This window comes from Methylobacterium sp. P1-11, assembly GCF_008329595.1.
Classification (GTDB): domain Bacteria; phylum Pseudomonadota; class Alphaproteobacteria; order Rhizobiales; family Beijerinckiaceae; genus Methylobacterium.
Map to the genome: position 1 here is coordinate 167,752 of NZ_NPKS01000009.1, position 26,473 is coordinate 194,224.

A 26,473-nucleotide genomic window follows, 5' to 3' on the forward strand; every position below is an offset into this window, starting at 1 on the left:
GCCGATCCCGCACCCGGAGTGAGCCGAATGCGCACCGAGACGCCGCCGCTGATCCGCCTCGAGGAATACCGGCCCAGCGACTACCTGATCGATCGCGTCGCCCTCGACATCCGCCTCGACCCGCACGCGACCCGGATCGACGCGACGTTGATGCTGCGGCCGAACCCGGCGGGCGTAACGGGGGCGCCCCTCACCCTCGATGGCGACGATCTGCGGCTCGTCTCCGCCGACCTCGACGGCGCGCCGCTCGCGCCCGAGGCCTACACGGCATCCCCTTCGGGGTTCGTGCTCCGCGATCCGCCGCGGCAACCCTTCTCGCTGCGGCTCGTCACCGAGGTGGATCCGACCGCCAACACAAAGCTGATGGGCCTCTATCGGTCGAACGGGGTCTACTGCACCCAGTGCGAGGCCGACGGCTTCCGCCGGATCACCTACTTCCTCGATCGGCCCGACGTGCTGTCAGTCTACACCACGCGCATCGAGGCCGACCGGGCCGAGGCGCCGGTCCTGCTCGGCAACGGCAATCGCGTCGGGACCGGCGATGCCGGGCCCGGCCGCCACTTTGCCACCTGGCACGATCCGCACCCGAAGCCCGCCTACCTGTTCGCCCTGGTTGGCGGCCGGCTCGGAAAGGTCGAGACCGCCTTCACCACGATTGAGGGCCGTCCCGTCACCTGCGCGGTCTATGTCGAGCCGGGCAAGGAGGACCGCGCGGGCTATGCCCTCGACGCCGTCATCCGCTCGATGGCCTGGGACGAGACCGCCTTCGGCCGCGCCTACGATCTCGACGTGTTCAACGTCGTCGCGGTGTCCGACTTCAACATGGGCGCCATGGAGAACAAGGGCCTCAACATCTTCAACGACAAATACGTGCTGGCCAGCCCGGAGACGGCGACCGACGGCGATTACGCCGCGATCGAGGCGATCATCGCCCACGAGTACTTCCACAACTGGTCCGGCAACCGGGTCACCTGCCGGGACTGGTTCCAGCTCTGCCTGAAGGAGGGCCTCACGGTCTTCCGCGACCAGGAATTCTCCTCCGACATGCGCTCCCGGCCGGTGCACCGCATCGCCGAGGTGCGGTCCCTGCGGGCGCGCCAGTTCCCCGAGGATGCCGGGCCGCTGCGGCATCCGGTGCGGCCGCGGGCCTATGCCGAGATCAACAACTTCTACACGGCAACCGTCTACGAGAAGGGGGCCGAGATCGTCCGGATGCTGCGGACCCTGATCGGCCCCGAGGCCTTCCGGGCCGGCATGGACCGCTACTTCGCCGCCAATGACGGGCGCGCCGCCACCGTGGAGGATTTCCTCGCGGCCTTCGCGGCGGTGACGGGACGGAACCTCGACGCCTTCGCCCGCTGGTACGAGCGCCCCGGCACACCCCGCCTCGCGGTCACGGCCACCTACGATCGGGCGGCCGCGCGCTACAGCCTCCGGTTCTCCCAGAGCCTGCCCGGCACCGCGGAATCCGACGGGCAGGCTCTGGTGATCCCCGTGGCCCTCGGCCTCGTCGGGGCGTCCGGGCCGCTCACCGGCGCGACCTGTCCGGACATGCGCGACGGCGTCTACGTGCTCGACCGGCCCGAGAGCACGATCGTGTTCGAGTCCGTCGCCGAGGAGCCGGTGCCCTCCCTCCTGCGCGACTTCTCCGCGCCGGTGAAGCTCGACCTCACCCTGAGCGACGCACAGCGGATGCGGCTCCTCGCGCAGGACAGCGACCCGTTCAACCGCTGGCAGGCGGCGCAGGATGTGGCGCTGCGGCTGATCCTCGATCCCGACGACGACCGGACAGAGGCCTTCGCGGCGGCGCTCGGCCGCTTCCTCGACGGTGAGGCCCTGGCCGATCCGGCCTTCGCGGCGCTGGTCCTGGCCCTGCCCAGCGAGGGCGAGGCCGCCGACGCCGTGCCGGCCGACGTCGACCCCGACGCGATCCACCGGGCGCGGTTCGCCCTGCGCGCGCGGCTCGGCCAGGCTCTGCGGCCGCGGCTCGAGGCGATCGACGCGGCGCTCGCGCCGGAAGCCGGCGCGCCCTACAGCCCCGACGCCGCCTCGGCGGGGCGCCGGTCGCTCCGCAATGCCGCCCTCGACCTGATCGCCGCCGGGGATCCCCAGGCCGGCGCCGCCCGCGCCGCCGAGCGCCTGGCCGAGGCCACCAACATGACCGACCGGCTCGCCGCCCTCGGCACCCTGGCGCTGATTCCGGGCGAGACCCGCGAGGCCGCGCTCGCGGAATTCGCAGCGCGCTACGCCGACGAACCCCTCGTCCTCGACAAGTGGTTCGCCATCCAGGCGCAGATCCCGGAACCGGGCACGCTCGACCGGATCGCCCGCCTCCAGGAGCACCCGGCCTTCACCATGACCAACCCGAATCGCGTCCGGGCGCTGATCGGAAGCTTCGCGTTCGGCAATCCGACCCAGTTCGCGCGGCGGGACGGCGCAGGCTTCGCCCGCGTGGCCGATACGGTCGCGGCGCTGGATTCGACCAACCCACAGGTTGCCGCGCGGCTGCTCACGGCCTTCGGATCATGGCGTCGGCTGGAAAAATCGCGCGGCGCCAAAGCGGTCGAAATGCTGAATGGGATCAAGGCGATCCCGGGCCTTTCCCGGGACTCGGCCGACATCCTCGCGCGGACTCTCGGAGACGGCTAAACGCTTGAACCCTCGGTAGAAATCGATTCTCGGGCTGCCGCGCCACACCGGGCTTCCGTCAAGCCCTTATGGTAAAAAATCCGTGGACAAATGCCCCCCCAAGGTGGTTGTATTCACTGAGATTCGGGGGGGCCTTCGGGGGCCCGGTGCCCCCAACCGGATCACAGTTTCCCACGGGTGAGGTTCGGCCATGCCGGAGGCGGCTTCCGCTTCCATCTCCGCGCGTGCGGATTCGAGTCTCACGATCTCCTGGCCGATGCGGGCTCGGGATCCGCGGCTCGGACAGGCCGAGCGCTGGCTGCGCTACGCCGTGCCGGGCACGCTTGCGATGTTTCTCGCCTGCCTCGTCGGGCTCGCGGCCCTCCACATTCAGGGCCAGCGGGCCGAGATCCTGGCGGGCGCCCGCGGCGAGGTCGAGGGCTTCGCGCGGCTCGCGGCCCGGGCGGTCGATCCGAGCGGTGCCGCGGCGGAGGACCTGCGCGCGCTGATGCCGGAGAGCGACCGGCATCCGGGCCGCCGCCTGCTGGTGGTCCGGTCCGACACCCGGATCCTGGCCGCCCATCCGCCGCTGCCTGCCGACCGGACGACGCTGGCCGCCGTGCTCGGCGACAGCGAGCCGCTCTCCGGTCTCGGCGAGCGCGCCGGCGCCATGGCCCTCGAACTCCCCGGGGGCGAGAGCGTGCTGGCCGCCATGCACAGCCTGCCGGGCGGCGCGGGACAGGTGGCGGTGCTTCAGCCCATCGAGCCGCTGCTGCGCGGCTGGAGTGCGCGGACCCGCGACCAGATCGTCCTGATCGCGGCCGCGGCCCTCGTCATCGTCGGCGTCGGCTTCGCGTACGGGCTGCAGACCCGTCAGGCGGCAAGGGCCGACCGCGCCCGTGAGCAGATCCGCGGTCGCCTGGAGACCGCCCTGCGCCGGGGCGCCTGCGGCCTGTGGGACTGGGACATCGCCCGCGGCCGGATCTACTGGTCCGATTCGATGTACATGCTGCTCGGCTACCGGCGGCAGCACGAGTACCTCTCGTTCGGGGACGTCAACGGCCTGGTCCATCCCGACGATGGCGACCTGTACAGCCTCGCCCGAGGGCTTGCGGCCAACCAGACGCAGATCGACCACGCCTTCCGGATGCGCGGCGCCGACGGGGCCTATGTCTGGCTGCGGGCCCGCGCCGAGGTCGTGGCCGATGCCGCCGATGGAGGGCGCCACTTGGTCGGCATCGCCACCGACATCAGCGAGCAGCGGGCTCTGGAGGAGACCAACGCGGCGGCCGACATGCGCCTGCGCGACGCCGTCGAGGCGATCTCGGAGGCTTTCGTGCTCTGGGATACCGGCAACCGCCTGGTGCTGTGCAATTCGAAGTTCCGCCACCTCCACGCCCTCAGCCCGGAGGACGCCCAATCCGGCCGGAGCTACACGGATGTGATGGGCCGGGGCGTGCTGCCCCAGGTCCGGCGGGAATCGCCCGATGCCGGGATGGCGCTGACCGGCATGGCCGCCCGCACCTTCGAGGCCGAACTCACGGATGGCCGCTGGCTTCAGATCAGCGAGCGGCGCACCAAGGACGGCGGCTACGTCTCGGTCGGAACCGACATCACCAGCCTGAAGCGCAATCAGGAGCAGCTCCTCGCCTCCGAGCGCGAACTGATCGAGACCGTGAAGGACCTCAAGCGGTCGCGCCGCACCCTCGAACTCCAGACCCAGCAGCTCGCCGACCTCGCCGAGCGCTACCTCGACCAGAAGGCGGCCGCCGAGGCGGCCAACCAAGCCAAGGCCGAGTTCCTCGCCAATATGAGCCACGAGCTGCGCACGCCGCTCAACGCCATCATCGGCTTCGCCGACGTGATGGAGAACGCCGTGCTCGGCCCACTCGGCACCCCGCGCTACACCGAATATTGCCGCGACATCCGCGAGAGCGGCTCGAACCTGCTGTCCATGATCGACGACATCCTCGACATGGCCCGGCTCGAGGCGCGCCGGGTGCAGCTCAGCCCCAAGGTGATTTCCGCGCAGACCGCGATCACGGCCGCTCTCGCCCCTGTCGATGCGGCCGCCCGCGAGAAGGCGATCACCGTCAGCGTCGATGTGGCCCCGGGGCTCGACCTCCTCGCCGATCCCCATGCGATCCGGCAGATCCTCGCCAACCTCCTGCAGAACGCCGTGAAGTTCACGCCGGCCGGCGGACGCGTCGCCGTGCGTGCGCGCCGCGCCGGCGCCTGCACGCACCTCTACATCGAGGATAACGGCATCGGGATTCCGCGCTCCGACCTCGCTCGGCTCGGTCGGCCCTTCACCCAGGTCGAGCGGCAGATGACCCGCTGCCACAAGGGTTCGGGCCTGGGCCTCGCCATCACGCGCTCGATGGTCGAGCTGCATGGCGGCGCGCTCCGGATCCGCTCAGAGGAGTCGGTGGGTACCATCGTGCTCGTGCGCCTGCCGGCCACACGAGCCGATCGCGCGGATCCGGTCGTGGCGGCGGTCTCCGCGAAGGCGCTGCGCGAGCTGCCGCGGGCGGGCCGGAGCGCGACCGGCCGATCCGCCGCCGCCTGACCGGAACCGCTCACGGACGCGGATCGAGGCCGCCGAGACGGGCGAGGCGCCCCTGCTCCGCGTGCCAGCGCGCCTCCGCCACGGCCTGCCCCAGGCGCCGGATCCGCCAGCGTCGATAGAGGGACAGGACTGGGTTGCCGCCGAGACCGGCCTGATGCCGGCTCAGGCGTCGCAGCAGGTCCGGTAGCTGCGCCGAGGCGGCGTCGCCGTTTGCGATCGCCATGGCTCGCAATTCGGCCTCGAATCCCGCCTTCCAGTCGTCCATGACGCCCGCCTCCGCGATCATCGTTTGCCGCCCGGGCAGCCGCTGGTCCGAGCGGCCCGGCTGCCCTTCCTCCCGCGGCATGAGTACACGCCCGGAAAACCCTCCGTCCCCGACCCGTGTTTGCTCTCGAGATGGTCCGCGCGGCGGACCGGACGTGGAGAATACGACCGATGCCATCCAGAACAACGGGCCGCTGCGCCCTCGCGCTCCTGCTCCTGCTCGGGCTCGCCGCCGGGCCGGCCCTTGCCCAGAGCACGGGCTACGTCACTGGCTTTCCCGGCAAGGATCCCGCCGGCGACGAGGAGATCGGCTGGGGGCCGGCCTATCGGCCGGAGACGAGTTTCGCCCAGCCGGGCACGCCGCCGACCCCCGGTGCGATCGCCGGCCGCGCCTATCGGGCCCGGACCGGGCACGGCGTCTACGATCAGGTGCAGGGCGACGGTCCGTATCGGAGCCGCTGACCGGCCGATCCGGCGACGCCATGTCGGGGCGCCGTCGGCGAGCCCGGACCCGGAGCGGCACGCCTGAAGCGGGCGATCCAGACCCATCCTTGCACCGAGGCGTGACGCCTCGGCGGGTCTGGCTCTCGGGCACGGCTATGCGGCCCCGGAAGGACAGAGTGTGGCAGCGGCCCTGCGGCCTGAGCCCGCACGCGAGCGGGCGCGCGTCGTCTGGACCGCAGCGCCGGCCCCATCGTGCGACAGGTGGCGGACACGGGACCGGAGACCCGTCTAGCGCCGCCGGAGGGCCCGCTTCGCGGCGGCGCGGGCCTCCCGCTCGAACCGGGCGAGCCGGAGGCGCCGTTCCAGCGAAATGACCTGCCGGCCGGGCGGGACGGCGATGATCTCGGCGACCGGATGACGGTCGCGGTAGAGGCCTTCCAGGACCGATCCTTCGAGCGTGGCCGAATCGAGCCGGTCGGCGAAGCCGGTTTCGTGGCAGGCCCGCACGATCTCGTCCTCCAGCAGGAGGCCCGGGGCATGGCTGCGCAGATCCTCGTCGTAGGCGGTCTTCAGCAGGGTTGCGGTGCCGCCGGTGACCAGAGCGAGGCTGACGGCGACCGGCCGCCCGTCGAGGGTCAGCGCGTCGGCCCGGATCCCGACCGGGCCGGCGGCCGCGGTGAACAGGACGCGGGCGAGCGCGGCGCTCTCGGGCCGGCAGGCCATGGCGGTGCCGGCCTGCCCCTTCCAGCCGGTGCGCTCCAGATCGAGGAACGCCGTGACGAGTCGGGCGAGGTCCGCGCCGCCCGTCGCGCTCACATGTGCGACGGCTCCGGTCTCCGCCAGACGGCGCGCCCGGCGGCGCAGATCCTTGAAGCGGGCCCGGTTGGGATGATCGGCGAGGAACGCCGCATGGTCGGCGCGCCGGTCCATGATTGGACGCTCGAACGCCGCCACCGTGCCGATCGCCCATCCGCGTCCGCGCATCGCCGCCAGCATCTCCGGGACGCCACCCGCCCCGGTCGCCAGCAGCGGCCAGCGCCAGGCGCGGCCGGCGGAGGCGGATTCGAGACCGGCCACCAGGGCCTGCGCGTCGGCGGTTCGGTCCGGGCCGCCGGCGATCAGGGGTGCGGTGGCGGTCACGAAGGGCGAGAGGAACGGCCGCAGGATCTTGCCGCCGAGACCGGACAGGTCGCGGGCCGGCACGAACGGCAGGAGCGCGACGAGCCGATCCCCCCGGCGAACTGTGACGTAGCGCAGTCCGGCCGGCAGCAGACCCGCCGTCCGATGGGCGTCGATGACGTGCCGCGAGAAATGCGGGTGCGCGGCGGCGCTCGCCGTGACCAGCGCATCCCAGGCGACGGGATCCGGTGCGTCGGTCAGCGCGAAGCCGGCGTCGGACGGCGCGCGGACGATGCTGGCCACCTTCATCGGGCCATCCCGGCGGCCCAGACCGGCGTCGGCAGCCCGTGGATCCGCCCGGCGGCCCGGGCCAGAAGCCCGGCCCGACCCACGGTCGCGAGGGCCACCGCCACGGCGGCGCCGAGCGTCCCGAAGGCCGGGACCAGGGCGAGGCAGAGGCCGGCGGCGGCCACGAGGCTCCCGACGGTGATGCCGGCGCAGAGCCGCTCGCCGCCCAGCATGGTCAGGAGATCCTCGCCCGGCCCGAACAGGCTCGCCCCGACGCTGCCGGCGATGAGGACGCACAGGATCGGCACGCTGTCGCCGAGCCCCGGGCCGAACATGGCGAGCAGCAGGGGGCTGACGGCCAGGATCGCGCCGCCGACCACGAGCGTCGCGGCCGCCGTCATGCGGCCCTGGCGGCGGACCAGCTCGGCGAGCAGGAAGCGGTTGGCCTGCGCCCGGGCGGCGCTGTAGCGCTGGAGCGTCGCCGCGCTGACGGCGTAGTGCACGAACACGACGAATTGCTGGATCCGCGTCGCCGCGAAGTAGATCCCGACCTCCGCGGGGCTCACCAGGGCGCCGAGCACGATGACGTCGACGAAGGTGAAGCCGGCATTGGCGAGGTCGATGGCGGCGATCGGCAGGCTCGTGCCGAGCCAGGTGCGCCACCGGTAGCGATGGGGCCCGGCCGGCATCGCCCGCCGGAGCCGCGCGGCGAGCAGGGCGGCCTGCAGGGCGGTCGCGAGGGCGGCGGCGATCAGCATGCAGCCCATCGCCACCTCGGCGCGGGGGGGCGCCCCGAGCCGTATCGCGGCGACCATGCAGGCCATCATCAGCGTCTGGCGCAGGAGGTAGGGCGGCGCGATGGCCAGCCCGACCCAGTTCTGGCTGCGCGCCACGCCCTCAAGGTAATCCTGGAGCGCGAAGAGCGGCATCACGCAGAGCGCGACCGCGATCGGGGCCCAATAGGCCGGGGCGAACAGGTCCGGTTCGAGCATCAGCAGGGCCGCGCCGAGTCCCGCGATGGCGAGGGCCGCACCGCCGGTCACGAGGGCACCGGCCCGGATGTAGCCGCGCGCGAGGTCGAGATCGCCCTGGGCCTGATCGCCCGGCACGAACCGACAGGCGCCCTGCGACAGGCCGAGGGTCAGGGTGTGGCCGAGCATCGCGGTCCAGACCCAGACCGAGGCGAAGATCCCGTAGGCGTCCCAGCCCATCAGCCGCGCCGCGAGGACCTGGGCGCCGTAGGCGAAGCCGGCGGAGCCCACGCGAATCGCGAAGACCGTGAGGGCCGCCCGCTGGGGACCGCTGCGCAAGGCCCAGAGGCGCCGGAAGGCGAGGACGGGGAGAGCCGTGGCAGACACTACGCGCTCCGCGCCGGTCCTGAACTCGGCGGGAGGCCGATCTCTGGCCGTCCGGTCTAGCCCGGGGCGCGTTGCGGCTCGGTTAAGGGCGGCTGCGCGGGGGCCGCCTTGGGCTCCTGCGGTGCCTCCGTCCGCATCAGCGAGGTGGCGATCGTCAGGGCCACGTGCTCGGCCATGCAGCGCAGCCCGAGATCGTTCAGCCGGAATTGGCGGCCGAGCATGTGCCCCTCGCCCTTGTCGGTGCGGCTCGACAGGTAGTGCAGTGCCTCGTAGCGCCGGACCAGCGGCACGCCCTGCTGGGTCGCCACGGTCCGCACGGCCTCGACGATCCGGTTGTAGTCGACATCGGCCGCCATGCTGGCGGTGTAGATCGGGTCGACCAGCACCACGTCGATCCCGTGCGAGCGCATCCAGCCGACCGCCTCGGTCAGCGCGCTCGCGAAGGCATCGACATCGACGCGGGCGATGGCATCGTGGGTGCCGACCTGCCACACGACGAGGTCGGGCTCGGCCTCGGCCACCATGGTGCGCAGGCGCTCGGCGGCGCCGGAGGCGATCTCGCCCGGGAGGCCGCGGTGGTCGATCGTCACGTCGACCTTCGGCAGGGCGTGTTCCAGGGCGGCTTCGAGCTTGGCCGGATAGGAGGCCGACGCGCCGGGGGCCGCGCTGCCGCCGATCGCCAGGATCTTGAGCGGGCGGTTCTCCGCCAGCGCCGCCTTGACGGCACCGAGCTGGGCCACGGTGTAGAGCTGCGCCCCCGGGACCCGGCATTCCAGCGACAGGGCGGCCTCGCCCGCCAAGGGATTGGCGGGCTGCTCGGCCGCGGCGCTCCCGCCCGCGAGGATTGCCAGCGCCGCCAGCGCCGGGGCGAGCCGCGTCAGGAAGGCCCGGGTCGGGCAGGCGGAAGGCTGCACCGGCCTCATGTGCGCGGTCGTGACGATCTGCTGCGGCTGCGCCATTCGACGAACCATGCCGTAAACCCCAGCCCGACGAGGCCCGAGCCGGCGACCAGCATGTCGATCAGCACGCCGCCGCCTGTCTGGAAACGCACGAGCTGCCCGACGAGACTCAGGATCGAGCCCATCGAGAAGACAGCCAGCGAGTTCCGGCCCATCTGAGTCAGATAACCGACGACGCGGCCGATTCGGGGTGCCAACACTGCGTAAAGGGGCGCAAACGCTAACAATACCCCCAGAAAATGAACCAGTCGCGCCGGTGTCAGGTAGGTCTTCTCGAATGTGAAGAGCAGACGCGGCTCCGGAACCAGCATCGGATCCGGGCGGATCTCGGCGACGGCGAGCACGATTCCCAGGAGAACGATGGCGACGCCCGCCGGGAACAGGCGCCGCGACCAGCGGCGCAGGAGATCGGTGCGCAGGTTCCAGCCCTGGAGCACGAAGCCGAGCACCAGCAGGAGCTGCCAGCAGAACGGATCGAAGAACCAGTCCCCCTCCCCCGGCCAGGACGGCAGGTTCCAGCCGAACACGAGGCTCGCGAGGTAGACGCCCACGGACAAAGCCAGGGCCGCGACCAGGCTGACGCGGCCGACCAGCACGAAGACGGGCGCGATTCCGATCAGCAGCACGTAGAGCGGCAGGATGTTGAAGTAGCCGAGCTGGTAGGTCAGCAGCGCCATGCCGCAGACCGACTGGATCGGGTCCGCGAAGAAACCGCCGGCATTGTGCCATTCGAGGATCAGCGGATTGTCGAGCAGCAGCGCCGCGCCCGCGATCAGCGCCAGCGCAAGCAGCATCACGGTGAGCTGCGCCCGGTAGACCTCGACGGTGCGGGCCAGCAACCGCACCACGCTCCGGCCGGGCGGCTCGGGATTGCCGTCGCGTCCCCGCGTGGCGATGCCGATCGACCAGCCCGCCAGGAACACGAACAGCTCGGCCGCGTCCGAGATGCCGTATTGCGAGAAGGTGTAGCGCTCGAAGGTGTTGCCGGGGATGTGATTGATGAAGATCGTGATCAGGGCGAAGCCGCGCCAGAAGTCGATCGCGTTGGGGTCCCGCATCGTCGCGGCGGCTCCGAGTTTCGACGCTTCAGAATGTCGGCGGCGGGAACGCGGCTCCTGATACGGCGCCGCATCGGTTCTGCAAAGGCGAACAAAGGTGGGGATCGGCCCGTCCGGTCGAACCGGATGGTCACAGCCGCGTTATGGCCCGGCACGGAGTTCCGCACCCATGACCCGCCCGCTCACCACCCTCAGCCTCGCGCTGCTCCTGCCGGTCCTGGCGACCGGCGCCGCGCTGGCGCAAGTCCAGACCGGCACCGGCGGCGGCCCCGCCTCGACGGCGACGGCGCCCAACACCTCGTCGGTCGGCCGCGTCATGCCGCCGAGCCGCGGCGCCGGCGCCGAGACGCCGGACGATCGCCTCGAGCGCACGCCGCGGGAGGCGGACAACGACAAGCTCATGCGCGGGATCTGCATCGGCTGCGCGCCCAAATAGCGCGGGCGCGCCCGGCCGACGGTGAAGCGGCCTATTTCCCGCGGCGCAGGCGCAGGTCGTCCTCGGTCTCGCGGGCGAGGCGCAGCAGGTTCTGCCCGTAGGCGGTCTTGGCGAACATCTCGCCGCGGGCCACGAGCTGGTCGCGGGTGATGAACTTCTGCAGGTAGGCGATCTCCTCCAGGCAGGCCACCTGCAGGCCCTGCCGGTTCTGCAGGGTGCGGACGAACTCGCTCGCCTCCAGCAGGCTGTCGTGGGTCCCGGTGTCGAGCCACGCATAGCCGCGGGACATGCGCTCCACGTGCAGCTGCCCGCGCTGGAGATAGGCCTCGTTGACGCTGGTGATCTCCAGCTCGCCCCGGGCCGAGGGCTTCACGTCGGCGGCGATGTCGAGCACCTGATTGTCGTAGAAGTACAGGCCGGTCACCGCCCAGGTGGATTCCGGGGTCTGCGGCTTCTCGACAATCTTGGTCGGGCGGCCGGTCTTGTCGAGATTGACCACGCCGTAGGCCTGCGGGTTGTCGACATGGTAGGCGAAGACCGTCGCGCCCTGCTTGCGGCCGGATGCGCGCTCGAGGAGCTCGCCCATGCCGGCGCCGAAGAACAGGTTGTCGCCGAGGATCAGCGCCACGTCGTCGTCGCCCACGAAGTCGCGCCCGATCACGAAGGCCTGGGCGAGGCCCTCGGGCCGCGGCTGGAGCGCGTACGAGAACCTCACGCCGAACTGCTCGCCGGTGCCGAACAGGCGCTTGTAATTGTCGAGGTGCTCCGGCGACGAGATGATCAGGATCTCGCGGATGCCGGCCAGCATCAGCACCGAGACCGGATAGTAGATCATCGGCTTGTCGTAGACCGGCAGGAGCTGCTTGTTGATCGACAGCGTGGCCGGGTGCAGGCGCGTGCCGGATCCGCCGGCCAGAACGATGCCCTTCATGGCTTGGAAACTCCCTCTGAAACCGGCCCGACGAGCCGGTCCAGGATGTCGTCGAGCGCCGCCTGCCACGGCCGCGGCGCGATGCCGTAGGCGGCCGTGAGGCTGTCGGTGGACAGGCGCGAATTGGCCGGCCGCCGAGCCGGTGTCGGATAGGCGGAGGTCGCGATGCCCTTGACCGGCACGGTGCGGCCACCGCGCCGGGCCGAGCCCGCCACAATCGCCTCGGCGAAGCCGCACCAGGTGGTGTCGCCGGCATTCACGCAGTGGAACGTGCCGGACGGCGCGTCCGGATCCGCGGCCATGCGCTGCGCGATCGTCGCGAGCGCGGCGGCGAGGTCGGCGGCGGAGGTCGGGCAGCCGTGCTGGTCGTTCACCACGGTGAGGGCGTCGCGCTCGGCCGCGAGCCGCAGCATCGTCTTGACGAAGTTGCCCCGGTGCGGGCTCACCACCCAGGCGGTCCGCACGATGGCGTGGCGCGGGTTGCCGGTGCGCACCGCCAGCTCGCCGGCGGCCTTGCTGGCGCCGTAGACGCTCTGCGGGTCGATCGGCGCGTCGGGCGCATAGGCCCCGTCCGGCTTCGTCCCCGCGAAGACGTAGTCGGTCGAGACGTGCACCAGCGGGATCTTCCGCGCGGCCGTGGCGGCCGCCAGGATCGCCGGGGCGAGCGCGTTGAGGCGCCACGCCGCGACCACGTCGGACTCGGCCTTGTCGACGGCCGTGTAGGCGGCTGTGTTGATCACCGCCCGGTAGTCGCGGGCGGCGAGCGCCGCCGCGACGGCGTCTGCATCTGTGATGTCGAGCGCCGCGCGGTCCGGTGCGTGGACGGTGACGCCGTTCGGCCAGGACAGGGCCTGCAGCTCGGTGCCGACCTGACCGGCGCCGCCGAGGACGAGGACGTCCATCAGCCGTTGAGTCCCAGGCGCTCGCCCTTGTAGCGGCCCTCGCGGATCGGGCGCCACCAGGCCTCGTTGGCGAGGTACCACGCCACGGTCTCCTCGAGCGCCTGCTCGAAGGTCTTCCGCGGGCGCCAGCCGAGTTCGGCCTCGGCCTTGCTGCAATCGATGGCGTAGCGCCGGTCGTGGCCCGGACGGTCGGCCACGAAGCTGATCAGCTGCTCGTGCGGGGCGTTCTGCGGGCGCAGCCGGTCGAAGGCCGCGCACAAAGCCTTCACCACCGCGAGGTTGTTGCGCACCGCGCGGCCGCCGAGCAGGTAGGTCTCGCCGATCCGGCCGCGCTCCAGCACGGCCACGAGGCCCTTGGCGTGGTCCTCGACGTGGATCCAGTCGCGCTCGTTCAGGCCGTCGCCGTAGACGGGCAGCTTCTTGCCCTCGAGGGCGTTGAGGATCATCAGCGGGATAAGCTTCTCGGGGAAGTGACGCGGCCCGTAATTGTTGGAGCAGTTGGTCACCAGCACCGGCAGGCCGTAGGTCTCGTGCCAGGCGCGGGCGAGGTGGTCGGAGGCGGCCTTCGAGGCCGAGTAGGGCGAGCGCGGATCGTAGCGGCTGTCCTCGGTGAAGAACGCGTCCGGCGGCAGCGAGCCGTAGACCTCGTCGGTCGACACGTGGAGGAACCGGAAGGTCTTCCTCTCGGCCTCCGACAGGCCCTCGTAATGGCCGCGGGCACCGTCCAGCATGGTCTGCGTGCCGATGACATTGGTGCGCACGAAGGCGCCCGGATCGGTGATCGAGCGGTCGACGTGGCTCTCGGCGGCCAGATGCATCACCGCCGCGGGCTTGAACTCCGCATAGGCCTGCTGCACGGCGGCGCGGTCGCAGATGTCAGCCTCGACGAGGCGATGGCGCGGGTTGTCGGCCAGCGGCGCCAGCGAGACGGGGTTGGCCGCATAGGTCATCGCGTCGAGGGTGCAGACGTCGTGGCCGAGATCGTTGACGAGGTGCAACACCAGCGCCGAGCCGATGAAGCCGCAGCCTCCGGTCACCAGGATGCGCATGGCGGAGTACCTCTTCGGATAGGTCTAAAAACTGAAAAGCCGGGCAGCGTAAGACTGGCCGGCGTGACGAAATTGCGGCCGGGACGCGCGGATCAGAACACCGGACCGAGATCGGCCAGCCGCGGCGCGCGTCGGTCCTTGTCGGACAGGATCGCCGCCTCGCCCGAGACCGGCCACGGGATCCCGACCTCGGGATCGTTCCAGGCGAGCGCGCGGTCGTGCTCGGGGCTGTAATAATCGTCGACCTTGTAGGCGACCATGACGTCGGGGGTCAGGGTGCAGAAACCGTGGGCGAAGCCGTGCGGGATGTAGAGCTGCTCGCCCTTCTCGGCGTCCAGTGTCACGGCCACGTATCGGCCGAAGGTCGGCGAGCCGCTGCGGATGTCGACGGCAACGTCGAGAATCGCGCCCTGGAGCACGCGGATCAGCTTGGCCTGGGCGCGGGGGGCGATCTGGAAGTGCAGGCCGCGGATCGTGCCCTTCGGCGCCGAGAAGGACTGGTTGTCCTGCACGAACGGCGTGGTGATGCCGGCCCGCGCCAGGGTATCGACCCGGAAGGTCTCGGAGAACCAGCCCCGCGCATCGCCGAAGCGCTTCAGGACGATGCGCTTCACGTCCGGGATCTCGGTCTCGATGACGTCCATGCCAGCGCCCTTCTTGCGGATCCCGTCGAGAGGTCCCGCGGACGTCTCCGCGTCGGTCGTTCCGGGTCGCGCGCCCGCCCTGTTGACCGCAACCTCGGTGATGCATCGCGACTTCCGGTCATTCGCCGCCCGTGTCAAGGCGTGCCGGCTGCGGTGGCGTGCATGCGAGGAGCCGATGACGGCCGGACCGGGAACCGCGGTGGACGCTCTGCTGCGCGCCCAACTGGCCGATCCGGCCTGCACGTGGAGCCTGGGCAGCTACGGGGCCGGCGCGGTCTTCGCGCGCGATTCCGAGGAGCCGGCCCGGCTGCTCGCGGATGGGCGGATCGGCCTCCTCACGGCCCGCGGCGGCCTCGCCTTCACGGTGCCGCCGGATCTCAGGCCGGTCGCCTACGAGACCGGATTCACCGACGGCTGGAGCCAGTCGGTCGCGCTCTGCCTTCCCGAAGCGGCCTGCGCGATGGGCCGGCGCACCGTGCTGACCGAACTGGGGCCCGACGCGGCGGCGATCCGGCCGCAGGATCGCCTGGCGGCGCTGTTCGACGTCGGCCTCGGCCTGCGCGCTGTGGATGCCTGCCTCCGCGTCGTCGATCCCGAGCGGATCGGCAGGCTCCGGGCCCTGGCGGGCCGGCCGCTCCTGGCTTCCGGCGACGTCGAAATCCTGCGTGCGTCTGCCTCGCGCCTGGACCGGATCTTCCTCACCCGTTTCGCGCGCATCGAGGTCTTCGCTGCGGAGACCGATCCGGCCGCCGCAGGGGTCGGTCCGCGGAGCCATATCCTGCCGTCATGGCTGCGGCTCGGTCGGACCCATGCGGCCACCGCGCCGATCCCGCAGGGCTGGGTACCCTGCGGCGCGCTGCATCCGGCCCATCCCGCCCGGGACGGATCCGGACGGCCGATCCCGTTCGATGCCGGACGCCATGGTGCGTTCGGGCGCGTGCTCGACGCCTGGGGCGATCCCGCGCTTGTCGCCTTGCGCCGCGCGATCCTGGCCGGGCAGGATCCTGATACGGTGCGCGCCGACGGACGGTTCGCCCGCTTGGCGATCCGAGCGGCGCGCGCCCAGCGGAGGGTCATGGTCGGCTGACCGGGACGTCAGAAGTCGGGCGGCGCCGGCGTGAAGAGCGGCGCCAGATCGGGATGGCCGCTCGCCTGCATCCACGCGCCCCCGAGCGGATGGATCGGCGTGTCCGCCCTCAGGCTGCCGGATCGGGCCATCCCGGCCAGAGCGGACAGCGGATACGGCCCCTGCACCGCGTCGCGGTAGAGGTAGAAGCGCATCGCCGTCGCCTCCGTCAGGGCCGACAGGGCCGGTGCTGCCGGGTCGACCAAGCGCAGCAGGGCGTCGGTCGCGAAGGCCGCTGTATCGACCGCCCGTTTGTCGACGGCCCGGAAGACCGGCGGGTCGGCCGTGTCGCGGTTGGCCTCCTCGGGCGGCAGGTCACCGAGGCTCCCGGGAACCGGCCTGGTCCAGTCCTCGATCCGAGCCAGCAATGCGTCGTGGAGCCGGTCGGCCTTTCCCGGCAGCGGGCCGGCTTCGATGGCCGCCTGACGCCAGCGGCTCGCCAGCGCCTGTGCCACGCCGTGGCCGACACCATCCACCCGCGCCTCGGCGTCGAAATTCACGGTCTCGCGCCGTGGGGCGTAGGCGCGCTTGGCGGTCCAGGCAAACAGCGCCGCCAGCGCCAGTGTCTGGACCGGCGACAGCGCCGCCTCGGCCCGCGCGAGCTGCGCCGTGATCGCGCCGTGCTGAACCCGGTCGAACAGCTTGCGGCGCAGGGTTCGCTCGGAACCGACGCTGCGCCAATCGCCGGGCTCGAATTCGAAGCGCCACAGGCCGGTTTCTGGCGTGCGCCGCAGCAGCCCGAGGCAGGCCGCGCGGAGAAACAGCGCCAAGGTCTCGCGCAGGGCCTCCGTCTCCTCGGCCGTGGGCGCCACCGGGTCCGGAAAGCGGAGATAATCCTTGTGGTTGTGGAGCGGGATCGCGTCGAGGCGGTCGAGTTCCTGCGCATAGGCGCGGCGCCAGTCGCGCCGCAGGGGGCCGAGCACGTCGAGGGGGAATACCCGACAGCTCGCAATAGCAGACGATCCGCCCGCGCTGACCGGATTCGATGAAGCCGATCTCGCCGGCTCCGAGGACCGCCGGAAGGCTTGCACGCAGGATCGCGCCGAATTCCGCCTGGAAGGCGTGCGCACCCTCCACAGCCAGGATCGTCTTGAACTGGTCGCCGCTCGGGCTGAAGGCGTCGAACCGCGCGTCGATCCACGGCATGCAGCGCAGCAGCATCAGCGCCAGCGTCTCGCGCTGCCGGGCGGAGGGCAATTCGCGCAGGGCGTCAAGCGCCGCAGGGATGCGAGTTCGATGCGGTGCGAGGCGCCGCCGCGCCATGGTGCGGACGGCATCGAGCAGTTCCGCCCGGCTGTCCTCCTCCCGCAGCAGCGCGAAAACGGCCCGGGAGCCGCCATAGGCCCGGAACGCCTCCCGGGCCCGGGCCAGGCGCTCGGCCGGCGCCACCGCGATCTCCGACAGGTCTCCGGAGGGCAGCACCAGGAACGTTCCGCCGCAGGGCCGCTCGATGGTGTTGCGGATCTCGGCGATGTCGAGCCGCAGCGCTGTCATGAGCCGGACCACGTCGTCGTGGCCCTGGTTTATGGCGCCGAGCAGGCCGTCATGGCGCGGGAGGCCGGTCTCGGGATCGCGCCCGACATGGGTTCCGAGGCGCGCCGCGACCCGCCGCAGCAGCTCCGCGGCCTCGCGGGCGGCCAGCGACCGGATGCGCAGCATGCAGGCGCCGCGCAGATCCGCGCGGGCCTGCTCCAGGTAGCGCTCGGCGTCGCGCCGATGCGAGACGATCAGGCCCGGCCGGACCTGCTCGAGCCGGCTGAGCGAGGCGGAGAAATGCTCCGCCGTCACCGCGTCGGCGAGACGGCCGTAGGTGTCGGCCGCCGTCTGGAGGCGAGCGAGCGCCCCGCCCTCGGCCTCGATCAGGTCCTTCACCCCCTCGATCAGGGCGCGGGTGTAGTCGAGGCCGCCCCGCTCCTGATCATCGAGGAGGCGATAGAGCGCGGCGGCCAGCGTGCCGTCCGGATCCGCGAGCCACACGGCTTCGAGCCGCGCGCGCACATCCAGCACCTCCGCGCCGCGTGGGCCGTAGACGGTGCCGGCTCCCGCGCGGCCGAGGATGTCGTCACGCAGGCGCTCGGCGGCCTGGCGCAGGCTCGGCGCCCAGTCGCGCGGGTTGGCGATCTCCTCGCGGACCGCGTCGACCGCCACGTCCGCGGCGAGCACGACCGATTCCTGGATCGACGAGCCGTCGGCCCGCTGGAGGAGCAGGCCGACGAGGTCGTATTCCGGGAGGCTTGGCGGCGCCGGACGGAGAACCTTCGGAAAGGCCTCGAAGGCCGAGAAGCGCAGGCCGAGCCGGTCGGCGGCGAACCGGTCGCGCGCCTCGACGGTCGGGACATGGCGCTCGGCCTCGCCCCGGGCGACACCGAAGAAGGCCGCGACCATGCCGAGTCCGGCGCGGGCGGCGGCCTCCTCGAATTCCAGGCTCCCGCGGGTGGCGAGCACGGCTTGCCCGAGCGCCGAGTAGTTCAGGGAGAACAGCGCCGTCCGGGCCGCGCGGTCCGGGCCCGGCGGCGCCCATTTGTGCATCTTGTGCTGAGTCTGGTTCACGCCGGTCGAGCGCTTGCGGCCGGAGAATTCGGAATTGCCGAAATCCTCGAACAGCACATCGGCGATCATGTCGTAGAGGTCGCTCACCGCGGCGGTGCGCTGGCCGGCGAGGTTCTGGGTGTCGAACAGGTAGACATCGGTGAAGGTCCGCTCGACCCCGGGCGCCACCGGCTCGTGGTCGCCCCAGCGTTCGACATAGGGCGGTTCGGGTTTGCCGCGCATCACGTATTCGAGCTCGGACAGGGTCGCCATGCCGTTGGCGAAGACCCGGTCCTTGTTGGCCCCGGCATAGCCCGAGGGCAGGACCAGGAAGAGATCGACGGCGTCCGGCCGCTTCGGCGTGTCGAGCGACGAGATTGCGTAGCCGGCATCGATCACGGCGCCCGAGCCGGTGCCGTCGGCCACCGAGGCCACGACCACGACGCGCAGGTCGGTGGCGGTATCGAGGCCGAGCGCGCGCAGCTGCGCCTCGTTCGACATGTTGGCGAGCACCGCGGCCGCCTTCGCGGCCAGCCGGCCCAGGAACGGGCGCACCGCGTCGAAGAACAGCAGGCGGGCGATCGCGCGGATCTGGCCGGCACCCTTGGATGCATCGATCCGCGACAGGTCGCGGTCCGGCAGCCACTCGTCGATATGCGGGTAGCTGCGTCGCTCTGCCTGATAGCGCGCGAGATGAACCGCCTTCTGCAGGGTCTCCCCGTCCCGGAAGGCGACCTTGGTCGAGAACGGGTCGGTGGCGGCGGCGCGCCCGGCCTCGCGGGCCTCCAGCGTATCGGTGTCGAAGTACAGGAAGGCGGCTGCCGGGAACTGGTCGATGGCGCTGATCCGGGTCCCATTCCACTCCGCCTGCAGGATGCGCCGGCGCAGGCGCAGCAACACCTCCATGCCGGTGCCACCCAGCGCGACGAAGACGGTCGGACGGACCTTCAGAAGCGTCTCCGAGCCTGCGGGGCGCGCGTCGTCCGTCATGTCAGCGTCTCCGGTCCGGCGCGCGCAGGATCAGCGCCAGGGCGGCGGCGAATAGGATTGCGCAGAGGGCGAAGGCCACGGTGAGGCCGGCCCAGGCCTGCCAGAGGCGGCCGACCGTGGCGCCGATCAGAACCGTGGCCGTGACCATCAGGGCCGCGAACAGGGTCCGACTCGCCCCGGCGGCGGCGTGGAGCGTCGCGCGTCGATCGACCAGGCTGACGCGGACGCCCTGGCGGACGAACAGGAAGATGACGGCCAGGACCATCAGTGCGACGCTGCCGAGGGTGATCTCCGACATTGTCGGCGCGCGGTCGAGGCCGGCGAACGGGCTCGCTGCACCGACCGCGCGCCCGGTTTTGAGCGGCGGCTCCGCCTGTGGGCCGAGGCCCTGCGGAGGCGGGATGCGGAAATCCGCTCCGCTAGGCGCCTGAATCGGGAGCGGCCCCTGTGGCGGCATTCCTCTGTCGAACGAACCGATCATGCGCCGGATTCGACCTCCGCAAGGCGATGCGCCCGCGCCGGTCCCCAGAGAGTGGCGCGCACCCGCCAATGGCTGCCATCCGGGGCCCGCAGGATCGTGGTGCGAAAGGGCCGTAGGATCGCGCGCCTCGGGAAGGCGCCGAGCATCCCCGTGCAGGTCCGAGGGCGCCCGGTCGCGGCTGCGCCGAGGAAGCCGACGCCGAGGAGCGCGAGCGCGCCGGTCGAGGCCGCGATGAGCGGCCAAGGCGAGAACCCAGCCTCGATCCGGACCGGAAGTGTGACCACGGCCTCCGACACGCTGCGATAATCACGGAACAGGCTGGGCAGGCGATCCTCTAACGTGCCGTTTTGCGTGACGATTTCTCCGGTCATCTGGTCGCCGATCAGGAGGCTGCTGCCGAAGATCAGCCGTACACGCTCCAAGAACGCAGGATCGAGGCCGAGGCGCAGCTCCGTGAGCTGCAGGCTCAGTGCGCCGTCGACCGCGCGCTGGCCGGAGAGCAGACCGCCGAGGCCCGCCGGCCGCGGGACCGGCGGCAGAGTCAAGGACACAGCGAGCGCCTCGCACTCGCCCTGCGGTGGCAGGTTGGCGACCCGGTCTGGCAAGATGGCCGCCCGCGCGGAAGCCGCTTCCGGGCCGGACGCGCTCCAGCGCAGGATGAGCCGCGCGGCGACGATCCGTTGCGGATAGAGCCCGTTGTCGAGGTGCCCGATCAACCGCAGAACGGTCCCCGCCGCGGCGTCCGCCCCTCGGACGACCAGCACGCCGTCCTCCAGGCCGGCCTGAAGACCGCCGCTGTCCAGCTTGTCGAACCGCAGGGTCACGCCGCCGGCGAGAACCGGCTTTAGGTTGACCGGCGGATGTCTGAACAAAGCCGCCAGACCACCCGACGACAGGGCCGCCTCGAGGGGACGCTGGCCGCCCGCGCCATATCCGATGCCGTAAACCACAAATCCGGACGCATCGAAGTTGCGGCCCTTCAGGGGCATCCTCACCGGGTAGGCAGCGATCCGGGTGATCGCGGAAGAATCGCGAAGCGCCGCGTAGAAGGCGGCGGTGTTGCGCTCGACTGCGGGGCTGTTGCCCGGGGCGTTCTTGTTGTTCGTCACCATCCAGATGACGCCGTCTCGCCCGTGCAGCCCGCGCCGGATGCCGCCGAGTAGGGCGCCGTTGAAATCGGCATCGGCATAGGCCTGTCCGCCGGCCTTGCGCGGCAGGTCGATCGCCGCCACCGCGGATCGGATAGGCGCTGCCGCGTAGGGACCCGCGTACAGGATGCGCGGTGACATCCGTTCCGGCACCTGACCGTCTTGATCGAAGGTCGCGATTGCGATCGTGCCGCCCGGCACGCGGATGGCGGCCGCCAGAGCCTCAATGAACGGCCGAAATTGCGAGCCCTCGGCGCTCAGGAACGGCTCCATCCAGCCGGAATCCTGAACGAGGACGAGCTGCCGGGGCGCTATGTCCGCCTTAGCCGGTGCCGCTCCGGTGATGAGCAGCGCGAGAATCGCGCGGGTCAGCAGCGGGCTCATGCCGTTCGCAGCCGTAGAGCGTGGCACCTGCGCCCGGACCGCGTCCAGAGATGCAGCGTGCCGTCGTGCAGAAGGGCGCCGGCATCGCGGAGGGCGGAAACCTCCAAGGTGATCGGAAGCCGGTGAAGGCCTGCCCCGTGGGCATGGTGCAGAACGTGTCCGGTCGCGGGCTCTGGAAGGGTCACATCCTTCAGGAATGCGGCACGCGGACCGTCGATGGCGAGGGCGAGCAGCACGGTATCCCGCTGCAATGCCAGCAGTGGGAGCAACAGAGCGCCCGCATGCGCTCCGAGCGTGAGCGTCTCGGCCGGTGCCTGCCAGGGCAGGTCGAAACGGTCGGCACCCCAGTAGGCGGCCGACCCGGCGGCGAGCCGCGGCCTGTCGAGTCGGTTGAGCGCCGGGTCCGAGGTCACGGCTGCGAGATGGTAGCGGCCGTCCAGCGTGCCGAGCTGGTGATGCTGGTCGGCCCGGTCGCGCCATGGTGCCTGAGCGGTGATCGGCACGAAGCCGCCCGGCCAAGCGACGAGGTTCCCGTCTGGGCCGCCCGCACGGCACGCGACGAACCCGTTGGATCCGGTCCAGAACATGTCGCCCAGACGATTCATCCAGGGGCCGCAGAATGGCGTCCCGGACGAGGATCCGCCAAGGTCCCGCAGGTCGAGCGCATCCACCCCGACTGAGCCCTGGCACAGGACGAGGCGTCCGTTCCGTTCCGCCAGAGCGAGGAGTTCGGTCCCACGCCAGCCCGGCGCCGAGAGGAAGCGCAGGCGTGGCAGGCCGCCTTCGCCGAGGGCGAGGCGCGGGCCGAGTTGCGGAAGGCCCACTGAGACCAGCGCGTCGGCGGTGGTGTAGGAGATCCCCTCGGGAGTCGCCGTCAGCGTGGTTCCCGGTGCCGCGGCGGGCAGCCGTCCGAGGGACCGGAACGCCCGGCCATCCCAGATTTCCAAGGCGCCGAAGTTCTCCTGAAACAGGTAGAGCCCGGCATGGCGCCCGGCCTGGACCAGCACCGGCACGCCGCTCGGCAGCAAAATCTCGAAGACGCTGTCACGGTCGATGTCGAGCGTGGCCGGCTCCTCGGCCACAGTCGGACTGCGCAGAGGCTCTCCGGTCGCCGGAGCATGTGTGAAGGTCGCCGGGTAGGGATGGGCACGGGCGTCCCGCCGGATGCCCAGCAGGGCGGTCCGTGCATCGCCGGCGTCCATCCGGACGCCGTTGACGTTGATTCCCACCGGCACGCCCGCCCGGAAATGCCAGTGCTGGCGGCCGGACAGCTTCGTCAGGTGCGGGTCGGGATCGATCGGCCAGATGCCATCGCATTCGTGCTCCGGCGCATTCCGCGACGGAGCAGAGATATTCCACGGCTGTGGAAAGGATCCATCGGCGCTCACCGGCTCCGTTCCGCGACTGAATCGCGGTCGTGATCGTTTCCGAGTCTTCGCGCGATGGGAAGAGGACTTCCGAGAGACGTCCCTCGTCTTGCGCTGATCTTCTCAGGGAATGCCGATGATCTTGTGGGTCTGCAATGACAGTCGCCAGCGGGCATCCCGGCGGCAATAGGCAATCGCCGCCTCGGTACTGGTGGCCCGATCCGGCCCGTCCATCGGCTGGAGGAAGCGGTGCTGGAAGGCGAGGCCGACGAAATCCGCGGGATCGGCATCCGCCTGCGGGTACACGAGTTTCAGCTCGTGGCCGGTGGTCTGGGCCAGGGCGTTGTTCCCCTTGGGGCTGACGCAGATCCAGTCGATCCCGGCGGGCGCGGGCAGCGTGCCGTTGGTCTCGATCGCGATCTCGAACCCGGCCGCGTGGACGGCCGCGATCAGGGATGTGTCGAGCTGGAGCAGCGGCTCGCCGCCAGTGAAGACGACGTAGCGGTTCTCGGCGCCCCCCGCCCAGGTGGCGGCGATTGCGCCGGCGAGCGAGGCCGCATCCGCGAAACGTCCGCCGCCCTCCCCGTCCATCCCGACGAAGTCGGTGTCGCAGAACCGACACGCCGCCGCGGCGCGGTCGGCCTCACGTCCCGACCAGAGGTTGCATCCGGCGAAGCGACAGAACACGGCTGCACGCCCGGCCTGTGCGCCCTCCCCCTGAAGCGTGTGGAAAATCTCCTTGACCGCGTAAGCCACAATCGTCCCAGTCAGATGCGCGCGCGATCCGCCTCCCGCGCTCGGCCTGCACATAGGCCTTGCGGCGGCCGTGGGCCACCGACAACCGCGCCGTGCAGACCCGCTGTGCGATCTCGCCTTGCTCTTGCCATGGTGGACTCGTTCATGCCGAGATGCAGTCCGGCGACCGCCTTCGGCCGTCCGGGTTGCGCCGCTCTCCGGCTGGCTGGCCGGAAAACCGACGCCCCGTTGCGTCGACCCAGGCGATCCTCTGACGAGTCGGGCTCGAATGTCCTCTTCTCTCTACCGACGCCTCACCGTCGGGCTTGCGGCGCTGACGGGTCTGCTCGGTGCAGGCTTGGTCGGGATCGGCGCAGCGAACGCCGTGACGGTGCCGATCCTCGTAGCGGACGTGGATTCCGGCAAGGTCATCTACGCGCAGGCGCCGACCGACCCCTGGTACCCGGCCTCGATCACCAAGCTGATGACCACCTACGTCGCCCTGGATCTCGTGCGGCAGGGCAGGGTCTCGCTCGACTCGATGATCACCATCTCGGCCGCCGCCGCCGCCGAGCCACCCTCGAAGATGGGCTTCAAGCCGGGGACGCAGCTCACCCTCGACAACGCCCTGAAGATCATCATGGTCAAGTCGGCGAACGACGTCGCCTACGCGATCGGCGAGTCCCTCGGCGGTTCCATCGACAACTTCGCCGCGCTGATGAACGAGACCGCGCAGCGGATCGGCATGCGTGACAGCCGCTGGTACAATCCCAACGGCCTGCCGGACCCGCGACAGTGGACCTCCGCCCGCGACATGGCGGTTCTCGCCCGGGCTCTGATCCGCGACTTTCCGGATTCCCATGACCTGTTCTCGATCTCAGCGATCCAGTTCGGTCGCGCCGTGATGGCGAACCACAACGGCCTGCTCGGCCGCTATCCCGGCACGGACGGGATGAAGACGGGCTTCATCTGCTCGGGCGGGTTCAACGTGGTGGCGACCGCCACGCGCAATGGCCGGCGGATCGTCACCATCGTGATGGGACAGCCGACCCCGCGCGAGCGTGACGTGAAGACCGCCGACCTGTTCGATTACGCCTTCAGCCAGAGCGCCGGCTGGACGAGCCCGACTCTCGATGCGCTGCCGCCGTCGGCGAGCCCCGCGCCCCCGGACATGCGCCCCTTCGTGTGCGGCGGCAAGAAGCCCCCGGACATCGAGGACGGTCCCGGCGCGCTGAGCGCCCCCGGTTCGGCGGCGCAGCTGATCGGCGGCTCGGCGGCGAACTCGCCCGCCCTGGCGCTGGCCGCCTTCTCCAACCCGGCACTGCGGGCGCGGTCCCTGCCGCCGCGGGCGCCGCTCCAGCCGGTCGCCGTCTGGATCGGCCGCAATCCGGCCGAGGGCCAGCAGATCCTCGAGGCCCAGGAGGCCGAGCAGAAGGCCGCAGCCGCCAACACCCGTGCCGCCAAGCTCGAGGCTGCCAAGGCCAAGCGCATGGCGGCCCTGGAGGCGGCCAAGCAGGCGCGCGCAGCGCGGATGGAGCGGGCCGAGGCCGCGAAGGCCGCCGCCAAATCGACTCCGAAGGTCGCCGCGAAGCCCGGTCATGGCATGCCGCGGAACGCCAGCGCCTACACCGCCGATGAAACGACCGGGATGCCCGAGGCCAAGCCCGGCAAGGGGCTGACGAAGCCCGCACCCAAGGCAGCCGCCCACAAGCCGGTGCCGGCCAAGGCCGAGAGCAAGTCCGACAAGGCCGCCGCCAAGGCTCCGGCTAAGAAGTCGGCTGCCAAGAAAGCGGCTGCCGACGAGTAGGGTTGGCGGGGTTCCCCGCGCATGGCCGCGTTGCCGCGGACGCCGACGCACCCCACTTCGCCGCCTATGTCAGAGACCCTCGCACCCGCTCCGGATCCACGACGCCCGGAGCCGATCCCGCTGACCGTGCTCACCGGCTTCCTGGGAGCCGGGAAGACCACCCTTCTGAATCGGCTGCTACGCGATCCGGCGCTCGCCGACACGGTGGTGATCGTCAACGAATTCGGGGAGATCGGCCTCGATCACCTGCTCATCGAGACCGTCGATGAGGACATGATCCTGCTCGGCGCCGGCTGCCTGTGCTGCACGGTGCGGGGCGACCTGATCGCGACTCTCGAGGATCTGCTGCGCAAGCGCGACAACGGCCGGATCCGGCCGTTCCGGCGGGTCGTGATCGAGACGACGGGCCTCGCCGATCCGGCGCCGATCCTGCACGCGCTGATCTACCATCCCTATCTGGTGCTGCGGTACCGCCTCCAGGCCGTGGTGACAGTGGTGGATGCGCTCACCGGTGCCGAGACCCTCGACGCCCATCCGGAAGCCCTGCGGCAAGTCGCGGTCGCCGATCGGATCGTGCTGACCAAGGCCGATCTCGCGGGTGACCTGTCGGGGATTCGAGGGCGCTTGGCGGCGCTCAACCCGGCTGCTCCGATCGTCGCGCCGGACGCCCCCGCGGAGACGCTCCTCGGCGGCCTGTTCGGCCTCGACGGCAAGGCGGCCGACGTGCGTGCCTGGCTCGGCGACGCGGCGCTGGAGCAGGATCACCACCATGGCGACGTGAACCGCCACGACGCGTCGATCCAGGCGATTTGCCTGACCAGCGCGGCGCCCGTACCGCGCGCGGCCTTCGAGATGTTTATGGATCTCCTGCGCTCCGGCCACGGGCCGAAGCTGCTGCGGCTCAAGGGGATCGTCGCCCTCGCCGACGATCCCGAGCGTCCCCTCGTCGTCCACGGTGTCCAGCACGTGTTCCACGCGCCGATCACCCTGCCGGCCTGGCCCGATCCCGACCACACCTCGCGGCTCGTTCTGATCCTGCACGACCTCGACCCGGCCTTCGTGCGCCAGCTCTGGGACGCCTTTCTGGGTCGCCCGAGGATCGACGCGCCCGATGCCGCCGCACTTACCGACAACCCGCTTGCCATCCCGGGCCCCTGACGTCCGGCGGCACCGTCCTTGAAGCCATCGACCCGAACGGCGCCGCGGAGGCGCCGGACCGTCCCGGATCGGGACGGATCGTCGAGAGGCAGGACACGC

Annotated in this window: 22 protein-coding genes; 7 read left to right on the plus strand and 15 right to left on the minus strand. The window is 71.2% G+C overall.

Features of this window, described 5'->3' with window-relative positions:
* The first annotated feature begins 27 nt into the window (after window positions 1-27).
* The gene (pepN, locus tag CIW48_RS11815; RefSeq protein ID WP_149310946.1) at window positions 28-2,649 is read left to right on the plus strand and encodes an aminopeptidase N; all 2,622 of its coding nucleotides are present in this window, start codon (window positions 28-30) and stop codon (window positions 2,647-2,649) included.
* 190 nt (window positions 2,650-2,839) lie between these two features.
* Entirely contained in the window at window positions 2,840-5,197 is a 2,358-nt protein-coding gene (locus tag CIW48_RS11820) for a PAS domain-containing sensor histidine kinase (protein ID WP_149310947.1), read from the plus strand.
* A gap of 10 nt (window positions 5,198-5,207) precedes the next feature.
* On the opposite strand, the gene CIW48_RS11825 is transcribed toward CIW48_RS11820, so the two are convergent.
* The gene (locus CIW48_RS11825; RefSeq protein ID WP_091787868.1) at window positions 5,208-5,462 is read right to left on the minus strand and encodes a hypothetical protein; all 255 of its coding nucleotides are present in this window, start codon (window positions 5,460-5,462) and stop codon (window positions 5,208-5,210) included.
* Between the two features lie 170 nt (window positions 5,463-5,632).
* Here CIW48_RS11825 and CIW48_RS11830 point away from each other — a divergent pair, with 170 nt between their 5' ends.
* Window positions 5,633-5,923, plus strand: coding sequence for a hypothetical protein (locus CIW48_RS11830; RefSeq protein ID WP_149310948.1), 291 nt, complete (start codon window positions 5,633-5,635; stop codon window positions 5,921-5,923).
* 270 nt (window positions 5,924-6,193) lie between these two features.
* On the opposite strand, the gene CIW48_RS11835 is transcribed toward CIW48_RS11830, so the two are convergent.
* Genes CIW48_RS11835 through CIW48_RS11850 form a run of 4 tightly spaced genes read right to left on the minus strand, consistent with a single transcriptional unit; the run spans window position 6,194 to window position 10,687 of the window.
* Window positions 6,194-7,333 (minus strand): GNAT family N-acetyltransferase, encoded by a 1,140-nt coding sequence (locus CIW48_RS11835; protein ID WP_149310949.1) that lies wholly within the window; start codon window positions 7,331-7,333, stop codon window positions 6,194-6,196.
* Window positions 7,330-8,670 (minus strand): lipopolysaccharide biosynthesis protein, encoded by a 1,341-nt coding sequence (locus CIW48_RS11840; protein WP_149310950.1) that lies wholly within the window; start codon window positions 8,668-8,670, stop codon window positions 7,330-7,332. The genes CIW48_RS11835 and CIW48_RS11840 overlap by 4 nt, the downstream gene beginning before the upstream one ends.
* A gap of 56 nt (window positions 8,671-8,726) precedes the next feature.
* Window positions 8,727-9,593, minus strand: a complete 867-nt coding sequence (locus CIW48_RS11845; protein ID WP_244514150.1) for a GDSL-type esterase/lipase family protein — start codon at window positions 9,591-9,593, stop codon at window positions 8,727-8,729.
* Complete coding sequence (locus tag CIW48_RS11850) at window positions 9,590-10,687, minus strand: OpgC domain-containing protein (protein WP_149310951.1); 1,098 nt, start codon at window positions 10,685-10,687, stop codon at window positions 9,590-9,592. The genes CIW48_RS11845 and CIW48_RS11850 overlap by 4 nt, the downstream gene beginning before the upstream one ends.
* Window positions 10,688-10,856: 169 nt before the next feature.
* Here CIW48_RS11850 and CIW48_RS11855 point away from each other — a divergent pair, with 169 nt between their 5' ends.
* Entirely contained in the window at window positions 10,857-11,123 is a 267-nt protein-coding gene (locus tag CIW48_RS11855) for a hypothetical protein (protein ID WP_149310952.1), read from the plus strand.
* Window positions 11,124-11,154: 31 nt separating this feature from the next.
* Here the strand turns inward: CIW48_RS11855 and rfbA are convergent, their stop codons facing one another.
* From rfbA to rfbC, 4 genes are all read right to left on the minus strand, one after another.
* Window positions 11,155-12,054, minus strand: coding sequence for a glucose-1-phosphate thymidylyltransferase RfbA (gene rfbA, locus CIW48_RS11860; RefSeq protein ID WP_091787788.1), 900 nt, complete (start codon window positions 12,052-12,054; stop codon window positions 11,155-11,157).
* A complete protein-coding gene (rfbD, locus tag CIW48_RS11865) occupies window positions 12,051-12,956 on the minus strand; it encodes a dTDP-4-dehydrorhamnose reductase (RefSeq protein WP_149310953.1) in 906 nt (301 codons plus the stop codon). Before rfbD ends, rfbA begins: the two co-directional genes overlap by 4 nt.
* Window positions 12,956-14,005, minus strand: a complete 1,050-nt coding sequence (gene rfbB / locus CIW48_RS11870; protein ID WP_149310954.1) for a dTDP-glucose 4,6-dehydratase — start codon at window positions 14,003-14,005, stop codon at window positions 12,956-12,958. Before rfbB ends, rfbD begins: the two co-directional genes overlap by 1 nt.
* Window positions 14,006-14,097: 92 nt before the next feature.
* On the minus strand, window positions 14,098-14,649 hold the full coding sequence (gene rfbC, locus CIW48_RS11875) for a dTDP-4-dehydrorhamnose 3,5-epimerase (protein WP_091787777.1): 552 nt from the start codon (window positions 14,647-14,649) through the stop codon (window positions 14,098-14,100).
* Between the two features lie 175 nt (window positions 14,650-14,824).
* On the opposite strand from rfbC, the gene CIW48_RS11880 reads away from it, so the two are divergent.
* Window positions 14,825-15,736 carry a hypothetical protein gene (locus tag CIW48_RS11880; RefSeq protein WP_149310955.1) on the plus strand — a complete coding sequence of 304 codons (912 nt, stop codon included), beginning with the start codon at window positions 14,825-14,827 and terminating at the stop codon, window positions 15,734-15,736.
* Window positions 15,737-15,744: 8 nt separating this feature from the next.
* Here the strand turns inward: CIW48_RS11880 and CIW48_RS33910 are convergent, their stop codons facing one another.
* The 6 genes from CIW48_RS33910 to queE all read right to left on the minus strand — a co-directional run bounded on the left by CIW48_RS33910 (window position 15,745) and on the right by queE (window position 23,430).
* The gene (locus CIW48_RS33910; RefSeq protein ID WP_246695207.1) at window positions 15,745-16,143 is read right to left on the minus strand and encodes a hypothetical protein; all 399 of its coding nucleotides are present in this window, start codon (window positions 16,141-16,143) and stop codon (window positions 15,745-15,747) included.
* Entirely contained in the window at window positions 16,091-19,294 is a 3,204-nt protein-coding gene (locus tag CIW48_RS11885) for a tubulin-like doman-containing protein (RefSeq protein WP_246695208.1), read from the minus strand. The genes CIW48_RS33910 and CIW48_RS11885 overlap by 53 nt, the downstream gene beginning before the upstream one ends.
* A gap of 1 nt (window position 19,295) precedes the next feature.
* On the minus strand, window positions 19,296-19,592 hold the full coding sequence (locus CIW48_RS33915) for a hypothetical protein (RefSeq protein ID WP_246695209.1): 297 nt from the start codon (window positions 19,590-19,592) through the stop codon (window positions 19,296-19,298).
* Between the two features lie 179 nt (window positions 19,593-19,771).
* Window positions 19,772-21,307, minus strand: a complete 1,536-nt coding sequence (locus CIW48_RS11895; protein WP_246695210.1) for a hypothetical protein — start codon at window positions 21,305-21,307, stop codon at window positions 19,772-19,774.
* Window positions 21,304-22,695 carry a hypothetical protein gene (locus CIW48_RS11900; RefSeq protein WP_246695211.1) on the minus strand — a complete coding sequence of 464 codons (1,392 nt, stop codon included), beginning with the start codon at window positions 22,693-22,695 and terminating at the stop codon, window positions 21,304-21,306. Before CIW48_RS11900 ends, CIW48_RS11895 begins: the two co-directional genes overlap by 4 nt.
* A gap of 102 nt (window positions 22,696-22,797) precedes the next feature.
* Window positions 22,798-23,430 (minus strand): 7-carboxy-7-deazaguanine synthase, encoded by a 633-nt coding sequence (gene queE, locus CIW48_RS11905; protein ID WP_149310957.1) that lies wholly within the window; start codon window positions 23,428-23,430, stop codon window positions 22,798-22,800.
* Between the two features lie 268 nt (window positions 23,431-23,698).
* Between queE and CIW48_RS11910 the strand changes: the two genes are divergently transcribed.
* Both CIW48_RS11910 and CIW48_RS11915 read left to right on the plus strand, forming a co-directional pair.
* Window positions 23,699-25,216 (plus strand): D-alanyl-D-alanine carboxypeptidase family protein, encoded by a 1,518-nt coding sequence (locus CIW48_RS11910; protein WP_149310958.1) that lies wholly within the window; start codon window positions 23,699-23,701, stop codon window positions 25,214-25,216.
* 66 nt (window positions 25,217-25,282) lie between these two features.
* On the plus strand, window positions 25,283-26,374 hold the full coding sequence (locus tag CIW48_RS11915) for a GTP-binding protein (protein WP_149310959.1): 1,092 nt from the start codon (window positions 25,283-25,285) through the stop codon (window positions 26,372-26,374).
* Window positions 26,375-26,473 lie beyond the last annotated feature (99 nt).

Coding starts and splice junctions, on each gene's coding strand:
- CIW48_RS11855 (WP_149310952.1), top strand. CDS start 10,857: ATGACCCGCCCGCTCACCACCCTCAGCCTCGCGCTGCTCCTGCCGGTC.
- CIW48_RS11825 (WP_091787868.1), bottom strand. CDS start 5,462: ATGGACGACTGGAAGGCGGGATTCGAGGCCGAATTGCGAGCCATGGCG.
- CIW48_RS11880 (WP_149310955.1), top strand. CDS start 14,825: ATGACGGCCGGACCGGGAACCGCGGTGGACGCTCTGCTGCGCGCCCAA.
- CIW48_RS11830 (WP_149310948.1), top strand. CDS start 5,633: ATGCCATCCAGAACAACGGGCCGCTGCGCCCTCGCGCTCCTGCTCCTG.
- CIW48_RS11915 (WP_149310959.1), top strand. CDS start 25,283: ATGTCAGAGACCCTCGCACCCGCTCCGGATCCACGACGCCCGGAGCCG.
- rfbC (WP_091787777.1), bottom strand. CDS start 14,649: ATGGACGTCATCGAGACCGAGATCCCGGACGTGAAGCGCATCGTCCTG.
- CIW48_RS11820 (WP_149310947.1), top strand. CDS start 2,840: ATGCCGGAGGCGGCTTCCGCTTCCATCTCCGCGCGTGCGGATTCGAGT.
- rfbD (WP_149310953.1), bottom strand. CDS start 12,956: ATGGACGTCCTCGTCCTCGGCGGCGCCGGTCAGGTCGGCACCGAGCTG.
- CIW48_RS11910 (WP_149310958.1), top strand. CDS start 23,699: ATGTCCTCTTCTCTCTACCGACGCCTCACCGTCGGGCTTGCGGCGCTG.
- CIW48_RS11885 (WP_246695208.1), bottom strand. CDS start 19,294: ATGACGGACGACGCGCGCCCCGCAGGCTCGGAGACGCTTCTGAAGGTC.
- CIW48_RS11895 (WP_246695210.1), bottom strand. CDS start 21,307: ATGAGCCCGCTGCTGACCCGCGCGATTCTCGCGCTGCTCATCACCGGA.
- pepN (WP_149310946.1), top strand. CDS start 28: ATGCGCACCGAGACGCCGCCGCTGATCCGCCTCGAGGAATACCGGCCC.
- rfbA (WP_091787788.1), bottom strand. CDS start 12,054: ATGAAGGGCATCGTTCTGGCCGGCGGATCCGGCACGCGCCTGCACCCG.
- CIW48_RS33915 (WP_246695209.1), bottom strand. CDS start 19,592: ATGTCGGAGATCACCCTCGGCAGCGTCGCACTGATGGTCCTGGCCGTC.
- CIW48_RS11835 (WP_149310949.1), bottom strand. CDS start 7,333: ATGAAGGTGGCCAGCATCGTCCGCGCGCCGTCCGACGCCGGCTTCGCG.
- CIW48_RS11845 (WP_244514150.1), bottom strand. CDS start 9,593: ATGAGGCCGGTGCAGCCTTCCGCCTGCCCGACCCGGGCCTTCCTGACG.
- rfbB (WP_149310954.1), bottom strand. CDS start 14,005: ATGCGCATCCTGGTGACCGGAGGCTGCGGCTTCATCGGCTCGGCGCTG.
- CIW48_RS11850 (WP_149310951.1), bottom strand. CDS start 10,687: ATGCGGGACCCCAACGCGATCGACTTCTGGCGCGGCTTCGCCCTGATC.